Annotated in this window: 12 protein-coding genes; 4 read left to right on the forward strand and 8 right to left on the reverse strand. The window is 64.9% G+C overall.

All coding sequences use genetic code 11. The features are described from left to right. Positions 1–16: 16 nt before the first annotated feature. Complete coding sequence (gene metR / locus G7020_RS17695; RefSeq protein ID WP_181086458.1) at positions 17–943, reverse strand: transcriptional regulator MetR; 927 nt, start codon at positions 941–943, stop codon at positions 17–19. Positions 944–1,269: 326 nt separating this feature from the next. Then, positions 1,270–1,860, reverse strand: coding sequence for an exopolysaccharide biosynthesis protein (locus tag G7020_RS17700; protein WP_181086459.1), 591 nt, complete (start codon positions 1,858–1,860; stop codon positions 1,270–1,272). 165 nt (positions 1,861–2,025) lie between these two features. Here G7020_RS17700 and metE point away from each other — a divergent pair, with 165 nt between their 5' ends. Beyond that, entirely contained in the window at positions 2,026–4,326 is a 2,301-nt protein-coding gene (gene metE, locus G7020_RS17705) for a 5-methyltetrahydropteroyltriglutamate--homocysteine S-methyltransferase (protein ID WP_181086460.1), read from the forward strand. Positions 4,327–4,601: 275 nt separating this feature from the next. Here metE and G7020_RS17710 read toward each other — a convergent pair whose 3' ends face one another. The 4 genes from G7020_RS17710 to G7020_RS17725 all read right to left on the reverse strand — a co-directional run bounded on the left by G7020_RS17710 (position 4,602) and on the right by G7020_RS17725 (position 9,285). Further along, on the reverse strand, positions 4,602–6,524 hold the full coding sequence (locus tag G7020_RS17710) for a DNA topoisomerase III (protein WP_181086461.1): 1,923 nt from the start codon (positions 6,522–6,524) through the stop codon (positions 4,602–4,604). A gap of 238 nt (positions 6,525–6,762) precedes the next feature. Next, complete coding sequence (gene trhA, locus G7020_RS17715; RefSeq protein WP_181086462.1) at positions 6,763–7,380, reverse strand: PAQR family membrane homeostasis protein TrhA; 618 nt, start codon at positions 7,378–7,380, stop codon at positions 6,763–6,765. Positions 7,381–7,540: 160 nt separating this feature from the next. Continuing rightward, a complete protein-coding gene (locus G7020_RS17720; protein WP_181086463.1) occupies positions 7,541–8,227 on the reverse strand; it encodes a DUF4197 domain-containing protein in 687 nt (228 codons plus the stop codon). Positions 8,228–8,280: 53 nt separating this feature from the next. Continuing rightward, on the reverse strand, positions 8,281–9,285 hold the full coding sequence (locus G7020_RS17725; RefSeq protein WP_181086464.1) for an AraC family transcriptional regulator: 1,005 nt from the start codon (positions 9,283–9,285) through the stop codon (positions 8,281–8,283). Between the two features lie 312 nt (positions 9,286–9,597). On the opposite strand from G7020_RS17725, the gene G7020_RS17730 reads away from it, so the two are divergent. From G7020_RS17730 to G7020_RS17740, 3 genes are read left to right on the forward strand one after another with little or no spacing between them, the layout of a single operon-like run. Then, positions 9,598–11,208 carry an FAD-dependent oxidoreductase gene (locus G7020_RS17730; protein ID WP_181086465.1) on the forward strand — a complete coding sequence of 537 codons (1,611 nt, stop codon included), beginning with the start codon at positions 9,598–9,600 and terminating at the stop codon, positions 11,206–11,208. Positions 11,209–11,226: 18 nt separating this feature from the next. Then, entirely contained in the window at positions 11,227–12,957 is a 1,731-nt protein-coding gene (locus G7020_RS17735) for a thiamine pyrophosphate-binding protein (RefSeq protein ID WP_181086466.1), read from the forward strand. Between the two features lie 13 nt (positions 12,958–12,970). Then, the gene (locus G7020_RS17740) at positions 12,971–14,125 is read left to right on the forward strand and encodes an L-lactate dehydrogenase (RefSeq protein ID WP_181086467.1); all 1,155 of its coding nucleotides are present in this window, start codon (positions 12,971–12,973) and stop codon (positions 14,123–14,125) included. 119 nt (positions 14,126–14,244) lie between these two features. On the opposite strand, the gene G7020_RS24115 is transcribed toward G7020_RS17740, so the two are convergent. Together G7020_RS24115 and G7020_RS17745 are read right to left on the reverse strand one after the other, a co-directional pair. Next, positions 14,245–14,373: a hypothetical protein gene (locus G7020_RS24115; RefSeq protein WP_258189383.1), complete on the reverse strand. Its 129-nt coding sequence runs from the start codon at positions 14,371–14,373 to the stop codon at positions 14,245–14,247. Continuing rightward, on the reverse strand, positions 14,339–14,575 hold the full coding sequence (locus G7020_RS17745; RefSeq protein ID WP_181086468.1) for a hypothetical protein: 237 nt from the start codon (positions 14,573–14,575) through the stop codon (positions 14,339–14,341). Before G7020_RS17745 ends, G7020_RS24115 begins: the two co-directional genes overlap by 35 nt. Between the last annotated feature and the right edge of the window lie 135 nt (positions 14,576–14,710).

Genomic DNA, 14,710 nt, shown 5'->3' on the forward strand with positions numbered 1-14,710 from the left:
GACCCCTCAGGGGTCGCTATTTCCCCTTCGGTGCCGCGCTGACACCCTCCAGGGTGGCGAAGGAGGTGTCCTTGGCGGTCAGCAGGAAGTCGCGCATGAAGGGCGAGTCCAGCATGTCGGCGCGGATGCCGGCGAACAGTGTGGCGAACAGGCCTTTTTCACCCAGGCGCCGGGCGCTGACGTAACCGCGCGCGCTGTACTCGTGCAGCGCCCAGTTGGGCACGCAGCAGACGCCACGCCCGGACGCCACCAACTGCATCATCATCACCGTCAGTTCCGAAGTGCGCACCTGTGCCGGCTCGACATCCGCCGGTTCGAGAAAGCGCGTGAAGATGTCCAGCCGATCCCGCTCCACCGGGTAGGTGATCAGGGTTTCGCTGGCCAGGTCCTCGGCGCGCACATAGGGGCGGCTGGCCAGCGGGTGCTGGTTGGCCACCGCCAGCAGCGCCTCGTAGGTGAACAGCGGGACATAGGTGATGCCCGGCAGCTCCAGCGGGTCGGAGGTCACCACCAGATCCAGATCGCCCCGCGCCAGCGCCGGCAGCGGGGCGAAGGAGAAGCCCGAGGCCAGGTCCAGTTCCACTTCCGGCCAGGCATCGCGGAACTGGTCGATGGTCGGCATCAGCCACTGGAAACAGCTGTGGCATTCGATGGCCATGTGCAGCCTGCCAGCGGTTCCGCCGGCCAGCCGCGCCAGATCGCGTTCGGCGCTGCGCAGTTGCGGCAGCAGGCTGTCGGACAGCTGCAACAGGCGCAAGCCGGCACTGGTGAAGCGCACGGGGCGGGTCTTGCGCACGAAGAGTTGCAGGCCCAGGCGTTCTTCCAGTTCCTTGAACTGGTGCGAGAGTGCCGACTGGGTCAGGTGCAGGCGCTCGGCGGCTTCCACCAGGCTGTCCGTTTCGCGCAAGGCGTGAAGGGTCTTCAGATGACGAATTTCCAGCATGCCGGGGGCTTCCTGCACTGTGCGAATGATGACGGATGAATGAGAGTGACTTGAGCGCCGCTCATTACGATAAGGGAGTCTGTCTCAGATCGCTAATAGTGTCGAGACGTTGTAGGGTGCCTTTAAAAACGTAGGCGAGGCAGCCAGCGCAAGGCGAAAAGAGGCGAGAAATGTAGCGCAGCGAAGTAACAGCCGCAGGCTGGCCCGCAGGGTGAGCGAAGCGAATCAAGCGCAGTTTACGTTTGTAAATGAGCATTTTGATCGGACTCGCGCACGAGCCTGTTTTCAACGCAGCGATGGCAACGCAGGTAGTTTTTAAAGGTGCCCTACAGCCACAGGCGGCTGACGAAATAGGCCAGGCAGGCGAAGAAGCCGATGGCAACCAGCACCAGCACCCCGTCGCGCGCCATCATCCCCAGGCCGAGGATGCTCAGGGCCGCGCCGGCGGTGGTATTGCCGAAGGGGATCAGCTCCAGCGGCGGCATGGTTGCGGCGATCAGCAGGCACAACAGGGCATTGAAGCGCACGGCAATCCCTTCGGTGAGGAAGGTCAGGCGCCGCCGCAGCAGGCGGTCGATGAAACCGGCGGGCCGCTTGAGAAAGGCCAGGGCGCGATCGTATTTGCTGCGCGAAGCCGTGCGCCGCAGCAGCCATTGGGGCAGCCAGATGTGCCGCCGACCGACAAGCAACTGTACGGCGATCAGCGTGACCATCACGGCAAAGATGCTCGGCAGGCCGGGAATGCCGGACAGCGGTGAAAACACCAGCAGGCCCGGCACCAGCAGCAGCGCGCCGAAACTGCGCTGGCCGGTGGCCTGCAGCATGCAGTCGATGCTGACGGGCTGGTCGGCTTCGCCGGCCTGCTCCAGTAACTCAAGCAGTGTTCCGAGATCTTTCGGTTCTTCTGGCCGATTCATGTTGGCTTCGTGGCAAGGAGGAATGCCCCTTTTTTGAAAGCGCGGGAACGCAAATGTCACAACATGAATATTTCTACTCAACAAAACAAATAAGTTGAGTTTGTTTCATTGTTGTGGGGCGCTCACACTCCCGCCATCGAAATCGAGATGGATTGGAGAATCGTCATGGCTGTTGCTCATTCCCTGGGCTTCCCGCGTATCGGCGCGGACCGCGAACTGAAAAAAGCCCTTGAGGCGTACTGGAAAGGCGACTTGAGCGAAACCGGACTGCGCACTGTGGGCCGCGAACTGCGTGCCGCTCATTGGCAACTGCAGGCCGACGCCGGTATCGAGTTGCTGCCGGTGGGGGATTTTGCCTGGTATGACCAGGTGCTGACGCATTCGCTGATGTTCGGCGTGGTGCCGGATCGTTTCCTACCTGCCGACGGCCAGCCGACGCTGGATACGCTGTTCGCCATGGCGCGCGGTGTGGCCAGGAGTTGCTGCGCAGCCGGGCAGGCGCAGGAGATGACCAAGTGGTTCGATACCAACTATCACTATCTGGTCCCGGAATTCACCTCCGATCAGGCGTTCAGCCTGTCCTGGACGCAGCTGTTCGAGGAGGTCGAGGAAGCCCTGGCGCTGGGGCATTCGGTCAAGCCGGTGCTGATCGGCCCGCTGACCTATCTCTGGCAGGGCAAGGCCAGGGGCGCGGCGTTCGACAGGCTGGAATTACTCGACAGGTTGCTGCCGGTCTACGGCGAAGTGCTGGACAGGCTGGCCGCGTTGGGCGTCGAGTGGGTACAGATCGACGAGCCCATTCTGGTGCTCGACCTGCCGCAGGACTGGAAGAATGCCTTCGAGCGGGCCTACAACCAGCTGCAGCGCGCACCGCTGAAAAAACTGGTCGCCACCTATTTCGGCGGCCTAGAAGACAACCTGGCACTGGCCGCCTCGTTGCCGGTGGATGGTTTGCATATCGATCTGGTGCGCGCGCCGGAACAGTACCCGCTGATCCTGGACTGGTTGCCGGCCTACAAGATCCTCTCTCTGGGCCTGGTCAACGGGCGCAACGTCTGGCGCTGTGACCTGGACAAGGCGCTGGACGTGGTACGCCATGCGGCTCAGCGCCTGGGCGACCGGCTGTGGATCGCGCCATCCTGTTCGCTGCTGCATGCCCCGGTGGACCTGGCGCGGGAGGACCAGCTGGATGCCGAACTCAAGAGCTGGCTGGCCTTCGCCGTACAGAAATGCACCGAGGTGGCGGTTCTCGCGCGTGCGGTGAATGCCCCCGAGGATGCCCAGGTGCAGGCGGCCCTGCGGGACAGCCGAGCGGTGCAGGCCAGCCGGGCGCAGTCGCCGCGCATCCACAAGCCCGAGGTGCAGGCGCGCCTGGCGGCGATCAAGCCACGGCATGCCCAGCGTCCGTCCGGGTTTGCCGAGCGCATCGAGAAACAGCGTGCGCAGTTGGATCTGCCGGCATTTCCCACCACCACCATCGGCTCCTTCCCGCAAACCCCGGCCATTCGCTTGGCTCGTCAGGCATTCAGGCAGGGCAGGCTGGGGCTGGCCGACTACACCGAGGCGATGCAGACCGAGATTCGTCACGCGGTAGCGGTGCAGGAACAGCTGGGCCTGGATGTGCTGGTGCATGGCGAGGCCGAGCGTAACGACATGGTCGAATATTTTACCGAGCAACTGGACGGCTACGCCTTCACCCGCTTCGGCTGGGTGCAGAGTTATGGCTCACGCTGCGTCAAACCGGCGGTGATCTACGGTGATCTGAGTCGACCGGCGCCGATGACGGTGGAGTGGATTCGCTACGCGCAACAGCAGACCGAAAAGATCATGAAGGGCATGCTGACCGGCCCCGTGACCATGCTGATGTGGTCCTTTGGCCGCGAAGATATCAGCCGCGAGCAGCAGGCACGGCAGCTTGCACTGGCGATTCGCGACGAGGTCTGCGATCTGGAGGCGGCGGGTATCCGGATCATCCAGATCGACGAGGCGGCCTTCCGCGAGGGCCTGCCGTTGCGTCGTGCCCAGTGGCAAGGCTATCTGGACTGGGCGGTGGAGGCCTTCCGCCTGTGCGCAAGCGGCGTGCGTGACGAAACGCAGATCCATACGCATATGTGCTACAGCGAGTTCAACGACGTGATCGAGTCGATCGCGGCGATGGATGCCGATGTCATCACCATCGAGACCTCGCGCTCGCAGATGGAGCTGCTGGAGGCCTTCCGCGCCTTCGAATACCCCAACGATATCGGGCCGGGCGTCTATGACATCCACTCGCCACGGGTGCCGGATACCGCCGAGATGGTGCGGCTGCTGGAGCAAGCCTGCGCGCGGATTCCGGCAGAACGCCTCTGGGTCAACCCGGACTGCGGCCTGAAGACACGAGGTTGGGTGGAAACCGAGGCGGCGCTGGTGAACATGGTGGCGGCAGCTCGGCAATTGCGTGCCAGGCAGCAGGCCAGGGTGGCCTGAGGGCGGGTTCTGTTCCGTTGCGTGCGGGTGGAGCACTCTGCTGTTGTGGCGGCGGACGTGTCCGCGAAGCACTTTCCGAACATCGGCATGGCTCCATTCGCGGCCAAGGCCCCTCCCACGAAGGCCATGTGCATGCCGATCCTGTGGGAGGGGACTTGTCCGCGAATGCGCGGCTGAAGCGGAACGCCGTCCGGTCGCTCCCACAGAGGGGCGCTGGTTTCGCCAACGCTCCATGCTGATGCAGACAGGCTGTGTGGAGCTGAAGGGGATACATCTCAAGTGCGCCTGATCGCCTTCCTGGGCATGGCCTTGGGCTTCTTCTTCTTTTTCCAGGGCGCGCCTTTACCGGGAGGGTTCGGCGGGCCGCTGATGGTCAGGCGCTGGTCGCGGCAGCGCTCGATCTGCTTGCTCATCCAGGCGGACTGCTTGGCGACGAATTCCTCCAGGCTCATCTCGCCACTCTGCACCATGTCCAGCGCCTGTTCCCAGATCGCCGTGGTGCCGGGGTCGGCAATCGCCCGTGGCACGGCGTCGATCAGGCTGAAGGCCGCCGGGCTGGCCGACAGCGCCTTGCCCTGTTTGCTCAGGTAGCCGCGATCCAGCAGCCCCTGGATGATGCCGGCCCGTGTCGCTTCGGTGCCGATGCCAGTGGTGTCCTTGAGTTTCTGCTTCAGGCGCGGGTCGTCCACCAGTTTGGCGACGTTCTTCATCGCCTTGATCAGATCGCCTTCGGTGAAGGGCTTGGGCGGCTGGGTCCAGAGATCCTTGAGGTTTACGCCCATGACGTTGCAGTGCTGGCCCTCGCTCACCGCCGGCAGTGCCTGGGCCGGGGTCGGCTCACGGCCCTTTGCGGGTGTCAGGGCTTCGGGCAGCGCGCGGCGCCAGCCGGGTTCGACGATCACCTTGCCCATCGCCCGCAGCGCCTGCCCGGCGCAGTCGAAGTCCGCCTGGGTGCGGTCGTATTCGTGGTTGGGCAGGAACTGCGCCAGGTAGCGGGCGCGAATCAGCGTATAGACCGCGCGCTGCTTGCCTACCAGGCGTGACAGATCGGTCGCGGCGGCGGTGGGGATGATGCCGTGGTGAGCGCTGACCTTGGCATCGTTCCAGGCACGCGAGCGGCGTTGCGGCTGCACATGTGTGAGCAGTTCGGACAGCGCCGGATCGCTGCGACCCAGGGCGGCGATGATCGCCGGCGCCTCGCCGTGCTGGCTCAGCGGCAGGTAGCCGCAGTCGCTGCGCGGGTAGGTGATCAACTTGTGGGTTTCGTAGAGCGCCTGGGCGATATCCAGGGTTTCCTGGGCGCCGAGGCCGAGTTTCTTCGAGCAGATTTCCTGCAGGGTGCCGAGGTCGAAGGGCAGCGGCGGCGCCTCGCGCATGCGTTCGGTGCGCAGCTTCACCACCTGTGCCTGGGCGGCATTGCCGATGGCGGCGGCTGCCTGGCGCGCATGTTCCGGGTCGAGGCAGCGCCCCTGGTCGTCGCAGCGATCCTCGGCTGCGCGCCATTGCGCGGTGAAGGATACATCGCCGGCCTGCAGCGCGACCTCGATGGCCCAGTAGGGCACCGGCACGAAGTCGGCGATGCTGCGGTCGCGATCCACCACCAGGCGCAGCGTCGGCGTCTGCACGCGGCCCACCGGCAGCACGCCCTGGTAGCCGGACTGCCGTCCGAGCAGGGTGAATAGCCGGCTCATGTTCATGCCGATCAGCCAGTCGGCGCGCGAGCGGCCCAGCGCCGAGTGGTAGAGGCTGAAGGTTTCTGCGCCGGGCTTGAGTGCGGCCAGGGCCTTGCGGATCGAGGCGTCATCCAGCGCCGAGAGCCAGAGGCGCTGGATGGGGCCGCGATAACGGCAGTGCTCCACCAGCTCGCGGGCGATCATCTCGCCTTCGCGGTCGGCGTCGGTGGCGATCACCAGCTCGCTGGCTTCGAGAAGCAAACGCTTGACCGCCTTGAACTGGCTGGCGGTCTTCGGTTTGACCAGCATCTTCCAGCGTTCGGGCACGATCGGCAGGTCGCCCAGCACCCAGCGTTTGTAGCGGGCGTCATAGGCATCCGGCGGGGCGGTTTCCAGCAGGTGGCCGATGCACCAGGTCACCGTGATGCCTGCACCGAGCCAGCAGCCGTCGCCACGCCGGTTGGCGCCGAGCACCTTGGCGATGTCCTTGGCCTGGGAGGGTTTTTCGCAGAGAAACAGCCGCATTGCCGTCATCTATCCATTTTCGCAATGGGGCATAGCATGCGCAGCGTAGCGGTTTTGGGCAATCTTTATCTGTATGGATGTACAGTTTGAGGCATGTTTAGGGCTCATTCATTGGGCCTTTGGTAGAGAGATGACTGGCATGGCCTTATGGCCGAACAAGTTCGGCCCTACGGGCCGCGGAAGCCGCATCAATGTAGGGCCGAATTCATTCGGCCGACCGGCCCTTGGCTGGAGGGAGCTAGACTACGTATCCCGCAATCGCCACGAAATGCAGCAGGCTGCCGGCCATCACGAACAGGTGCCAGATGCCGTGCCAGTGGCGAAAGCGCTGGTCGTAGGCAAAGAAGAGAATGCCCACCGTATAGAGCACGCCGCCCGCGACCAGCCAGCTGAAGCCGACGCCGCCGAGCGCTGCGAGCAGCGGCTTGACCGCCACCAGCACGATCCAGCCCATCACCGCGTAGATGACGACCGACAGCACGCGCGCTTCCGAGCGTGGCTTGATCTCCTGCAGCATGCCGATGACGGCCAGGCCCCAGACGATGCCGAACAACCACCAGCCCCAGCTGCCACGCAGGGTAACCAGGCAGAAGGGCGTGTAGCTGCCAGCGATCAGCAGGTAGATCGACAGGTGATCGAGCTTGCGCATGATCACCTTCGCCCGGCCGCGCAGGCTGTGATAGAGCGTCGAGGCGCTGTACAGCAGCACCAGGGTGAAACCGTAGATCGCCACGCTGACGATCCTCGCCACGTCGCCGCTCATGGCCGCCAGGATCAGCAGCCAGACGCTGCCGATCACCGCCAGCACGCCGCCGGCCAGGTGCGTCCAGGCGTTGAGCTTTTCCCCGTGATACATCGGTGTTCCGTGTCGATTAGCAGGCCGTTGAGAAACGTAGGCGAGGCAGGTAAGACAAGGCAAAAACAGGTGAGGAAGCGGAGTTTAGGTGTTCTAAATGAGCATTCCGAGCCTGTTTTTAACGCAGTATTACCAACGCAGGTAGTTTTTCAACGGCCTGCTAGTTGCCGCTCAGTACGCCAAACACCTTCTTGGCCAGGCTGGTGGCCGCCTGGGTCGGGTTCTGGCGGATGCTCGCTTCCTGCTCGGCGATGACGGTGAACAGCCCGTCGAGCGCCTGCTCGGCGACGTAGCCTTCGATGGTGCCGTACTTGGCATCGACCGCGCCGAGGCCGGATGCCTTGGCGGCGAGTGCGTTGTACTGCTGGGCGACGCCGACCTGGTCGGTGGCCTGCTTGATGATGGGCATGAACTTGTCGCGGATCTGATCGCGGCTGGTCTTGTCCAAGTACTGGGTGGCCGAGTCGTCGCCGCCGGCCAGGATCGCCTTGGCGTCGGCCACGGTCATCTTCTTCACGGCATCGAGCAGCAGCGCCTGGGCCTGGGGCACGGCGGCTTCGGCGGCCTGGTTCATGCTGTCTTCCAGGGCCTCGACCTGCGAGCCCATGCCCAGCATCTTCAGCATCCGCGAGGCCTTGCCGAGGTTGCCCGGCAGTTCGATGCGCACATCGGGGTCATTGCTGAAACCACCGGGCTTGCCCAGTTGCTGCACGGCGACCTTGGCGCCCTGACTCAAGGCATCCTTGAGCCCCGCGCTGGCATCGCCCTGGCTCAGGTCGGACAGCGAAAGCGCGAATGCCCCGCTGGACAGCAGCAGGCCGGCGATAAGGGTGGTGATGCGACGCATGGGTGATTCCTCTGGTTGTGATAGGGGCGAGCTTAGCAGGTCTCTCGGGCGCGCTATGTGACGTCGAAATGCGCCTTGCGCCATTGTTGCGGTGCCATCCCGCTCCAGCGCTTGAAGGCACGGGAGAAGGCCGTCTCGTCGGCGTAGCCCAGGTGCAGCGCCAGATCGGTGATGGATTGCGCGGAAAGCCGCAGCTGCTGGCGCGCCTCGTCGTAGCGAACGTTATCGAGCAGGCTGCGAAAGCTGTGACCCTGGCGTTGCAGCGCCAGTTGCAGGCTGCGCGGATGCTGGCCGAGCAGGCTGGCGACCACCTCCAGTCGGGCCTCGCCGGTGGAAAGGATCGATTGCAGGATATAGCGCGTGCGCTCGACGTGGTCCGTCGGCAGCTGCGAGTTATGGCGAAACTGTTCGATCAGGTGCGATTTGAGCTGGCTGCGCTGTTCTACCGGGCGCAGGGTGAAGATGTCGGCGTCGGTGACGAAGCCGCTGCAAGGCTGCTCGAACAGCACCGGGCAGGAAAACAGCCGCGCATATTCCTGCGGTTCGCCCAGCGCCGCGTGGCTGATCAGTAACCGGCGCGGTTGCCATTCAGCCGCGAACAGCCCGGCCATGGTGCGCTGGGTAACACCAAGGCCCAGCTCGCGCAGCTGACGCAGATCCACCGGCTCCTGCAACTGCAGGCGGTACTCGACCCGCAGCTGCTCGCCTTGCGTTTGCAGATGCAGCGAGATGCCCTGGGCATGCAGGTGCACGTATTGCTGGGTGAGCTTGAGCACCTCGGCGAAGCTGTCCGCCTGGGCCAACAGCAGGCCGAACGGGCCGAACACCAGATAGTCGTGGTATTCGCTCAGTTGCAGGCCGAAGCTCGGCGCCGGGCCTTCGGTGGCGGCCAGGTTGAGCGCCTGGGCAAAGCGCGCGTAGGGCACGTAGAGATCGGGACGGCGCAGCACCAGCGGGTCCAGCTCGCAACGGCGCAGCAGCTCGTGGGGGTTGAGGCCATGACGGCGACAGAGGCTGTCGAAGCCGATAAACACGGCGCTGCGGGCAATCTGGGTCATGCAGAGTCCTGGACGAGTCTTTGCTATTCGAGCGCTCCCGTGCTCCAGCATGGAAGCGCTGTGTCGGTACGCTCAGCCACCATCGGCCAAATGTTATCTGGATCGCTCCCATGCTCCCTGCGTGGGAGCGTTGCACCAGTCGCCACGCCTTCTCCTCATTCCGCACGAGCGTGGGCGGCAATTTGGCTGTATCAGCACGCCGTAATCTGCCGCATATTCGCAATATGTCAACTTGGTCTTCGTGAAATGTCAGGCCAAGTGGCGTCTGCCGGCCTAGTCTCAAGGCTGTCGCTGCGTTTGCCAGGAGGCCCTATGAGTGCTGCGCTTCATCGTTGTGAAACCCTGGTGATCGGTGCCGGGCTGGCAGGGATCAGCACCGCGCTGGAACTGCTCGACCAGGGCCGCGAGGTGTTGCTGCTCGATGCCGCGCCGCGCAGCCATTGCGGCGGCCAGGCCAACGATGCCTTCGGCGGCATGCTGCTGTGCGGCACGCCCGAGCAGCGGCGCAACAAGGTGCAGGATTCGCCGCAGCTGCTGCTCGAAGACTGGCTGCGCGTGGCCGCCTTCGAGCCCGACGATCATTGGGGACGGCGCTGGGCCGAGCACTATGCCGAGCGCAACAAGGCGGATATCTACGACTGGCTGCGCCAGCGCGACGTGAGCTTCTTCCCGGCGGTGCAATGGGTTGAGCGCGGCAATTTCGGCGATGGCAACTCGCTGCCGCGCTACCACGTGGCCTGGGGCTGCGGGCGCGGGATCGCCCAGACACTGGCTCGGCAGATGTTCGAGCACGACAGGTTGAATTGCCTGTTCGAACATCGGGTGCTGGGGCTGGAAACACGCGACGGCGCCGTGGTGGGCTGCCATGGGCGCGGCCCCGAGGGCGACTTCCGTATCGAGGCCGAGCACGTGGTGGTGTGCAGCGGCGGTATCAACGGCGACCTGGCCAAGGTGCGTCAGCACTGGGACCCGCTCTACGGACCCTTTCCCGAGAACATCCTCAACGGCACCGACCCGCGCGCCGACGGCGAGCTGCATGCCCAGGTACGGGCTGCGGGTGGGCAGGTGGTCAAGCTCGGACGAATGTGGAACTACGCCGCCGGCATCGCCCATCCCGAGCCGCAGTATCCGCAACATGGCCTGAGCCTGATTCCCTCGCGCTCGGCGCTCTGGCTCGACGCCACAGGCCGGCGTATCGGTCCGCAGCCTCTAGTAGGAGGCTTCGATACCCACGACCAGTGCAAGCGCATCGGTCAGTTGCCCGGCCAGTACGGCTGGCAGTTGCTGAACTGGCGCATCGCGATCAAGGAGATGGCCATCTCCGGCACCGACAGCAATCCGCATTTTCGCGACCGCAAGCTGCTGCGGCTGCTGTGGCAGCTGGTTACCGGTAACCGCGAGCTGGTGCGCTGGCTGATCGAGCGCTGCCCCGACGTGCTGGCCGCCGAGAACCTGCCGCAGCTGGCCGGAAAGATGACCGCCCTGGCCGGCGATGGCCGGCTCGACCCAAACCTGCTGGTGGCCACGGTGCAGCACTACGACGCCGGCATCCGCCACGGCCCGGCGCTGTACAACGACGAGCAGCTGCGCCGCCTGCAGCAGCTGCGGCAATGGCGTGGCGACCGGCTGCGCACCTGCCGCGTGCAACCGATCATGGATTCCGGTGGCGGCCCGCTGATCGCCATCCGCACCCGTCTGATCAGCCGCAAGAGCATGGGCGGCATGCTCACCGACCTGTATTCGCGGGTGCTGGATGCCCAGGGCGAGCCAGTTCCCGGCCTGTATGCGGCAGGGGAGGCGGCGGGCTTCGGCGGGGGTGGCATCAGCGGTATTCGCTCGCTGGAAGGCACCTTTCTCTCCAACTGCATCCTCAATGGCCGCCGCGCCGCGCAGGCCATCGCAGGCCATGCCACGAACACATGAGAACAAGGACATAGAGCCATGAAGAAAACCGGCGCCGCATTGGCACGTTTCGCCCTGGAACAACTGGGTGTCAGCCACACCTTCGGTATCCCCGGGGTACACAACACCGAGCTGTACGACGAACTGAACGCCTCGGACAGCATCCAGCCGGTGCTGGTGACCCACGAATGCGGCGCGGCCTTCATGGCCGATGCCTTCAGCCGCACCGGATCAAGCATCGGCACCCTGGTGATCGTTCCGGCAGCAGGCGTCACCCACGCGGCCAGTGGCATCGGCGAGGCAGGGCTGGACGGCATTCCGATGCTGATCATTTCCGGCGGCATCCACAGTGAAAGCGGCCGCCGCTACCAGTTGCACGATATCGATCAGCACGCCCTGCTGGCGCCGATCACCAAAGCCAGTTTCCGCATCCTCAGCCACGCCGAGGTGATTCCCACGCTGTACGAGGCCTACCGCATCGCCACCGGTGGCGAGCCGGGGCCGGTGTTCGTCGAGCTGCCCTACAACATCGGCAACTTCCTCGGCGAAGTGGCGGAAATGCCGCCCTTCGTCGCCGATCCGCTGGCGGCCAGTCATGATCCGGCGCAGCTGCGCGAAGCCGCGCGGTTGCTGGTCGAGGCACGCCAGCCCGGCCTGTTCCTCGGCTGGGGCGCGGTGGGGGCGCAGGCGGAACTGATCCAGTTGGCCGAACTGCTGGGCGCGCCGGTGTGCACCACGCTGCAAGGCCTCAGCGCCTTTCCCGCCACGCATCCGCTGCATGTGGGCATGGGCTTCGGCGACTATGCGGTGCCGGCTGCCGCCAATGCCTTCGGTGATTGCGACTGCCTGCTGGCGGTGGGCACGCGCTTCGCGGAAATCCCCACCGGCAGCTACAGCATGCCGGTGCCGGAGAACCTGATTCACCTGGACATCAACCCGCAGGTGTTCGGCGCCAACTACCCCGCGCGGATCGCCCTGGCCGGGGCTGCGGAGCAACTGATCCCGGCGTTGCTGGCCGAGGTCCGGGCGCTGCGCAGCGAGGCGCCGGCCAGCCCGCTGCCGGCGCGCATCGCTGTCGACAAGGCCGCTTATCTGAAGGAATGGCTGCAGCACGACAGCCGTGGACGGGTGAACCCGGCTGCGTTCTGCCAGGCCCTGCGTGCACAGCTGAACGACGAGGCCATCGTGGTGGCCGACGATGGCAACCACACCTTCCTGCTGGCCGAGCTGATGCCCATCCACGGCCCGCGCGGTTTCATCTCGCCCAGCGATTTCAACGCCATGGGCTACTGCGTGCCGGGGATCATCGGCGCCAAGCTGGCCAATCCCGGTCGGCAGGTGGTGGGCGTGGTGGGTGACGGCGCGTTGCGCATGACCGGGCTGGAACTGGTCACTGCCAGCAGCCTGGGGCTGGGCGTGGCGTTGCTCGTGTTCAACGACGGCGAGTTGTCGCAGATCGCCCAGGCCCAGGAAATTCCCTACAACCGCAAGACCTGCACCGTGCTGCAGCCGCTCAACCTCGCCGCGCTGGCCGAGGCCACCGGCGCCGCCTTCGTCGCCATCGAGAACAACGATCAATGCGTGGACGGCGTCGCCCGTGCGATGGCGCTGGTCGGCGAGGGCAGGCCGGTACTGGTGGATGTGCGCATCGACTACAGCAAGCGCACGCGCTTCACCGAAGGCGTGGTCAAGGCCACCCTCAAGCGCTTCACGCCGCGCGACAAGGTACGGGTGGTGGGCCGGGCGCTGTGGCGCCGGGTGACCGGTTGAGGAGGGCGACGTCATGAGCCGTGCTACGCATTGCCTGGCCGCCAGCTGCGACGACTACCGGCGCCTGGCCGAACGCCGGTTGCCGCGTTTCCTGTTCGACTACATCGACGGTGGCGCAGGCGACGAACACACCCTGGCCGCCAACTGCCGGGACTTCCAGCGCGTGCACCTGCGTCAGCGGGTGCTTTGCGACGTGGAAAATCCCGATACCCGCTGCGAGCTGATCGGTCAGGCGGCGAGCATGCCCCTGGCGCTGGCGCCGCTGGGCATGGCCGGGCTCTACGCGCGCCGTGGCGAGGCCCAGGCCGCGCGGGCGGCGGCTGTGGCTGGCGTGCCGTTCAGCCTGTCCACCGTGGGCATCTGCTCGCTGGCCGAGGTGCAGGCGGCAAGCGGGAAGAATGCCTGGTTCCAGCTCTATATGCTGCGCGACCGCGAAGCGGTGCAGGGCCTGCTGCAACAGGCGCTGGCCAACGGCTGCGACACCCTGCTGTTCACCGTCGATCTGCCGGTCGCGGGGATTCGCCGACGCGACATCCGCAACGGCATGCTCGACCCCGGCTGGCGCGGCAGGCTCGCCAAGGCCAGCCAGCTGGCGCGGCGACCGGGCTGGCTGCTGGACGTGGGCGTTCGCGGCAAGCCACACCATTTCGGCAGCCTCACCGACCAGGTCGCCGACCCCAACGACCTGCGCGCCTTCAAGGCCTGGCTGGATGCGCAATTCGACCCCTGCGTGACCTGGGACGATATCCGCTGGCTGCGCCAGCAGTGGCCGGGCAGGCTGGTGCTCAAGGGCATTCTGGAGCCGGACGACGCCCTGCAGGCGCTCGATTGCGGTGCCGATGGCGTCGTCCTCTCCAACCACGGCGGGCGCCAGCTCGATGGGGTAGCTTCCAGCATCAGGCAGTTGCCGGCGGTGGCCGAGGCGCTCGACGGGCGCCTGCCGATCCTGCTCGATGGCGGCATTCGCAGCGGCACCGACATCCTCAAGGCGCTCGCCCTCGGCGCCCAGGGCGTGATGATCGGTCGTCCCTGGGCCTGGGCTTTGGCCGCTGGTGGCGAGGCGGCTGTCGCGCAGTTGCTGGCCGGCCTGCAGTGCGAACTGGCGGTGGCCATGGCGCTCTGTGGCGTGAAGAGCCTGGAGCAGATCGAACGCGGCATGCTGGACTGAGGCCAGGACCTGTTGAAGAAGGTGTCAGATTGAGGGTTTCTAAAACGACTCAGCCAGCGCTATTTGGCGCTGGCTGAGTTGAGCGACAGGCCGCCGGAGCGGGCGGCCTGAGCCTGGATTCAAGCTTTCTTCAGTGCTTTTTTCAGCGACTTGATTTTCTTCTCGTGCTTTTCGACCTTGGCTTCGCGCGCCTTGATCTTCTGCTTGAGGGATTTAGTGGACTTCTTGGCTTCTGCTTTCTTGGACATTGAATGTCTCCTTGCTGGTAGGCCGATCGGTGGGTTTGTGCTTCTTGATGAACCCACGGATGAACTGCCTTATTTCGCGAGCGGCACTGGTATCCAGTTGTTCGCATAACTGCACGAACTGCTCGCGTTCAGTGCTGCTGATACGGATCAGCAATTGGCTGTCTTTCTTGTTGAGCTTCACTTTCTTCGGTTTCTCGGACATGGCGGATACTCGCGCAAAAAGTGAATCTCGGTTCGAAAGAGATTCACATTGTATATACATTTTTATTTAAGGCAAGCCACGTGCGGAAGGCCGGTGAATTGCTTTCGGAGCGTGCAATGAAGGACTTGATACCCG

This window comes from Stutzerimonas stutzeri, from assembly GCF_013522825.1.
GTDB classification, from domain to species: Bacteria; Pseudomonadota; Gammaproteobacteria; order Pseudomonadales; family Pseudomonadaceae; genus Stutzerimonas; species Stutzerimonas stutzeri_AK.

Excerpts from the sequence above, each read along its gene's own strand:
- metR (WP_181086458.1), bottom strand. The coding sequence starts at position 943 with ATGCTGGAAATTCGTCATCTGAAGACCCTTCACGCCTTGCGCGAAACG.
- G7020_RS17700 (WP_181086459.1), bottom strand. The coding sequence starts at position 1,860 with ATGAATCGGCCAGAAGAACCGAAAGATCTCGGAACACTGCTTGAGTTA.
- metE (WP_181086460.1), top strand. The coding sequence starts at position 2,026 with ATGGCTGTTGCTCATTCCCTGGGCTTCCCGCGTATCGGCGCGGACCGC.
- G7020_RS17710 (WP_181086461.1), bottom strand. The coding sequence starts at position 6,524 with ATGCGGCTGTTTCTCTGCGAAAAACCCTCCCAGGCCAAGGACATCGCC.
- trhA (WP_181086462.1), bottom strand. The coding sequence starts at position 7,380 with ATGTATCACGGGGAAAAGCTCAACGCCTGGACGCACCTGGCCGGCGGC.
- G7020_RS17720 (WP_181086463.1), bottom strand. The coding sequence starts at position 8,227 with ATGCGTCGCATCACCACCCTTATCGCCGGCCTGCTGCTGTCCAGCGGG.
- G7020_RS17725 (WP_181086464.1), bottom strand. The coding sequence starts at position 9,285 with ATGACCCAGATTGCCCGCAGCGCCGTGTTTATCGGCTTCGACAGCCTC.
- G7020_RS17730 (WP_181086465.1), top strand. The coding sequence starts at position 9,598 with ATGAGTGCTGCGCTTCATCGTTGTGAAACCCTGGTGATCGGTGCCGGG.
- G7020_RS17735 (WP_181086466.1), top strand. The coding sequence starts at position 11,227 with ATGAAGAAAACCGGCGCCGCATTGGCACGTTTCGCCCTGGAACAACTG.
- G7020_RS17740 (WP_181086467.1), top strand. The coding sequence starts at position 12,971 with ATGAGCCGTGCTACGCATTGCCTGGCCGCCAGCTGCGACGACTACCGG.
- G7020_RS24115 (WP_258189383.1), bottom strand. The coding sequence starts at position 14,373 with ATGTCCAAGAAAGCAGAAGCCAAGAAGTCCACTAAATCCCTCAAGCAG.
- G7020_RS17745 (WP_181086468.1), bottom strand. The coding sequence starts at position 14,575 with ATGTCCGAGAAACCGAAGAAAGTGAAGCTCAACAAGAAAGACAGCCAA.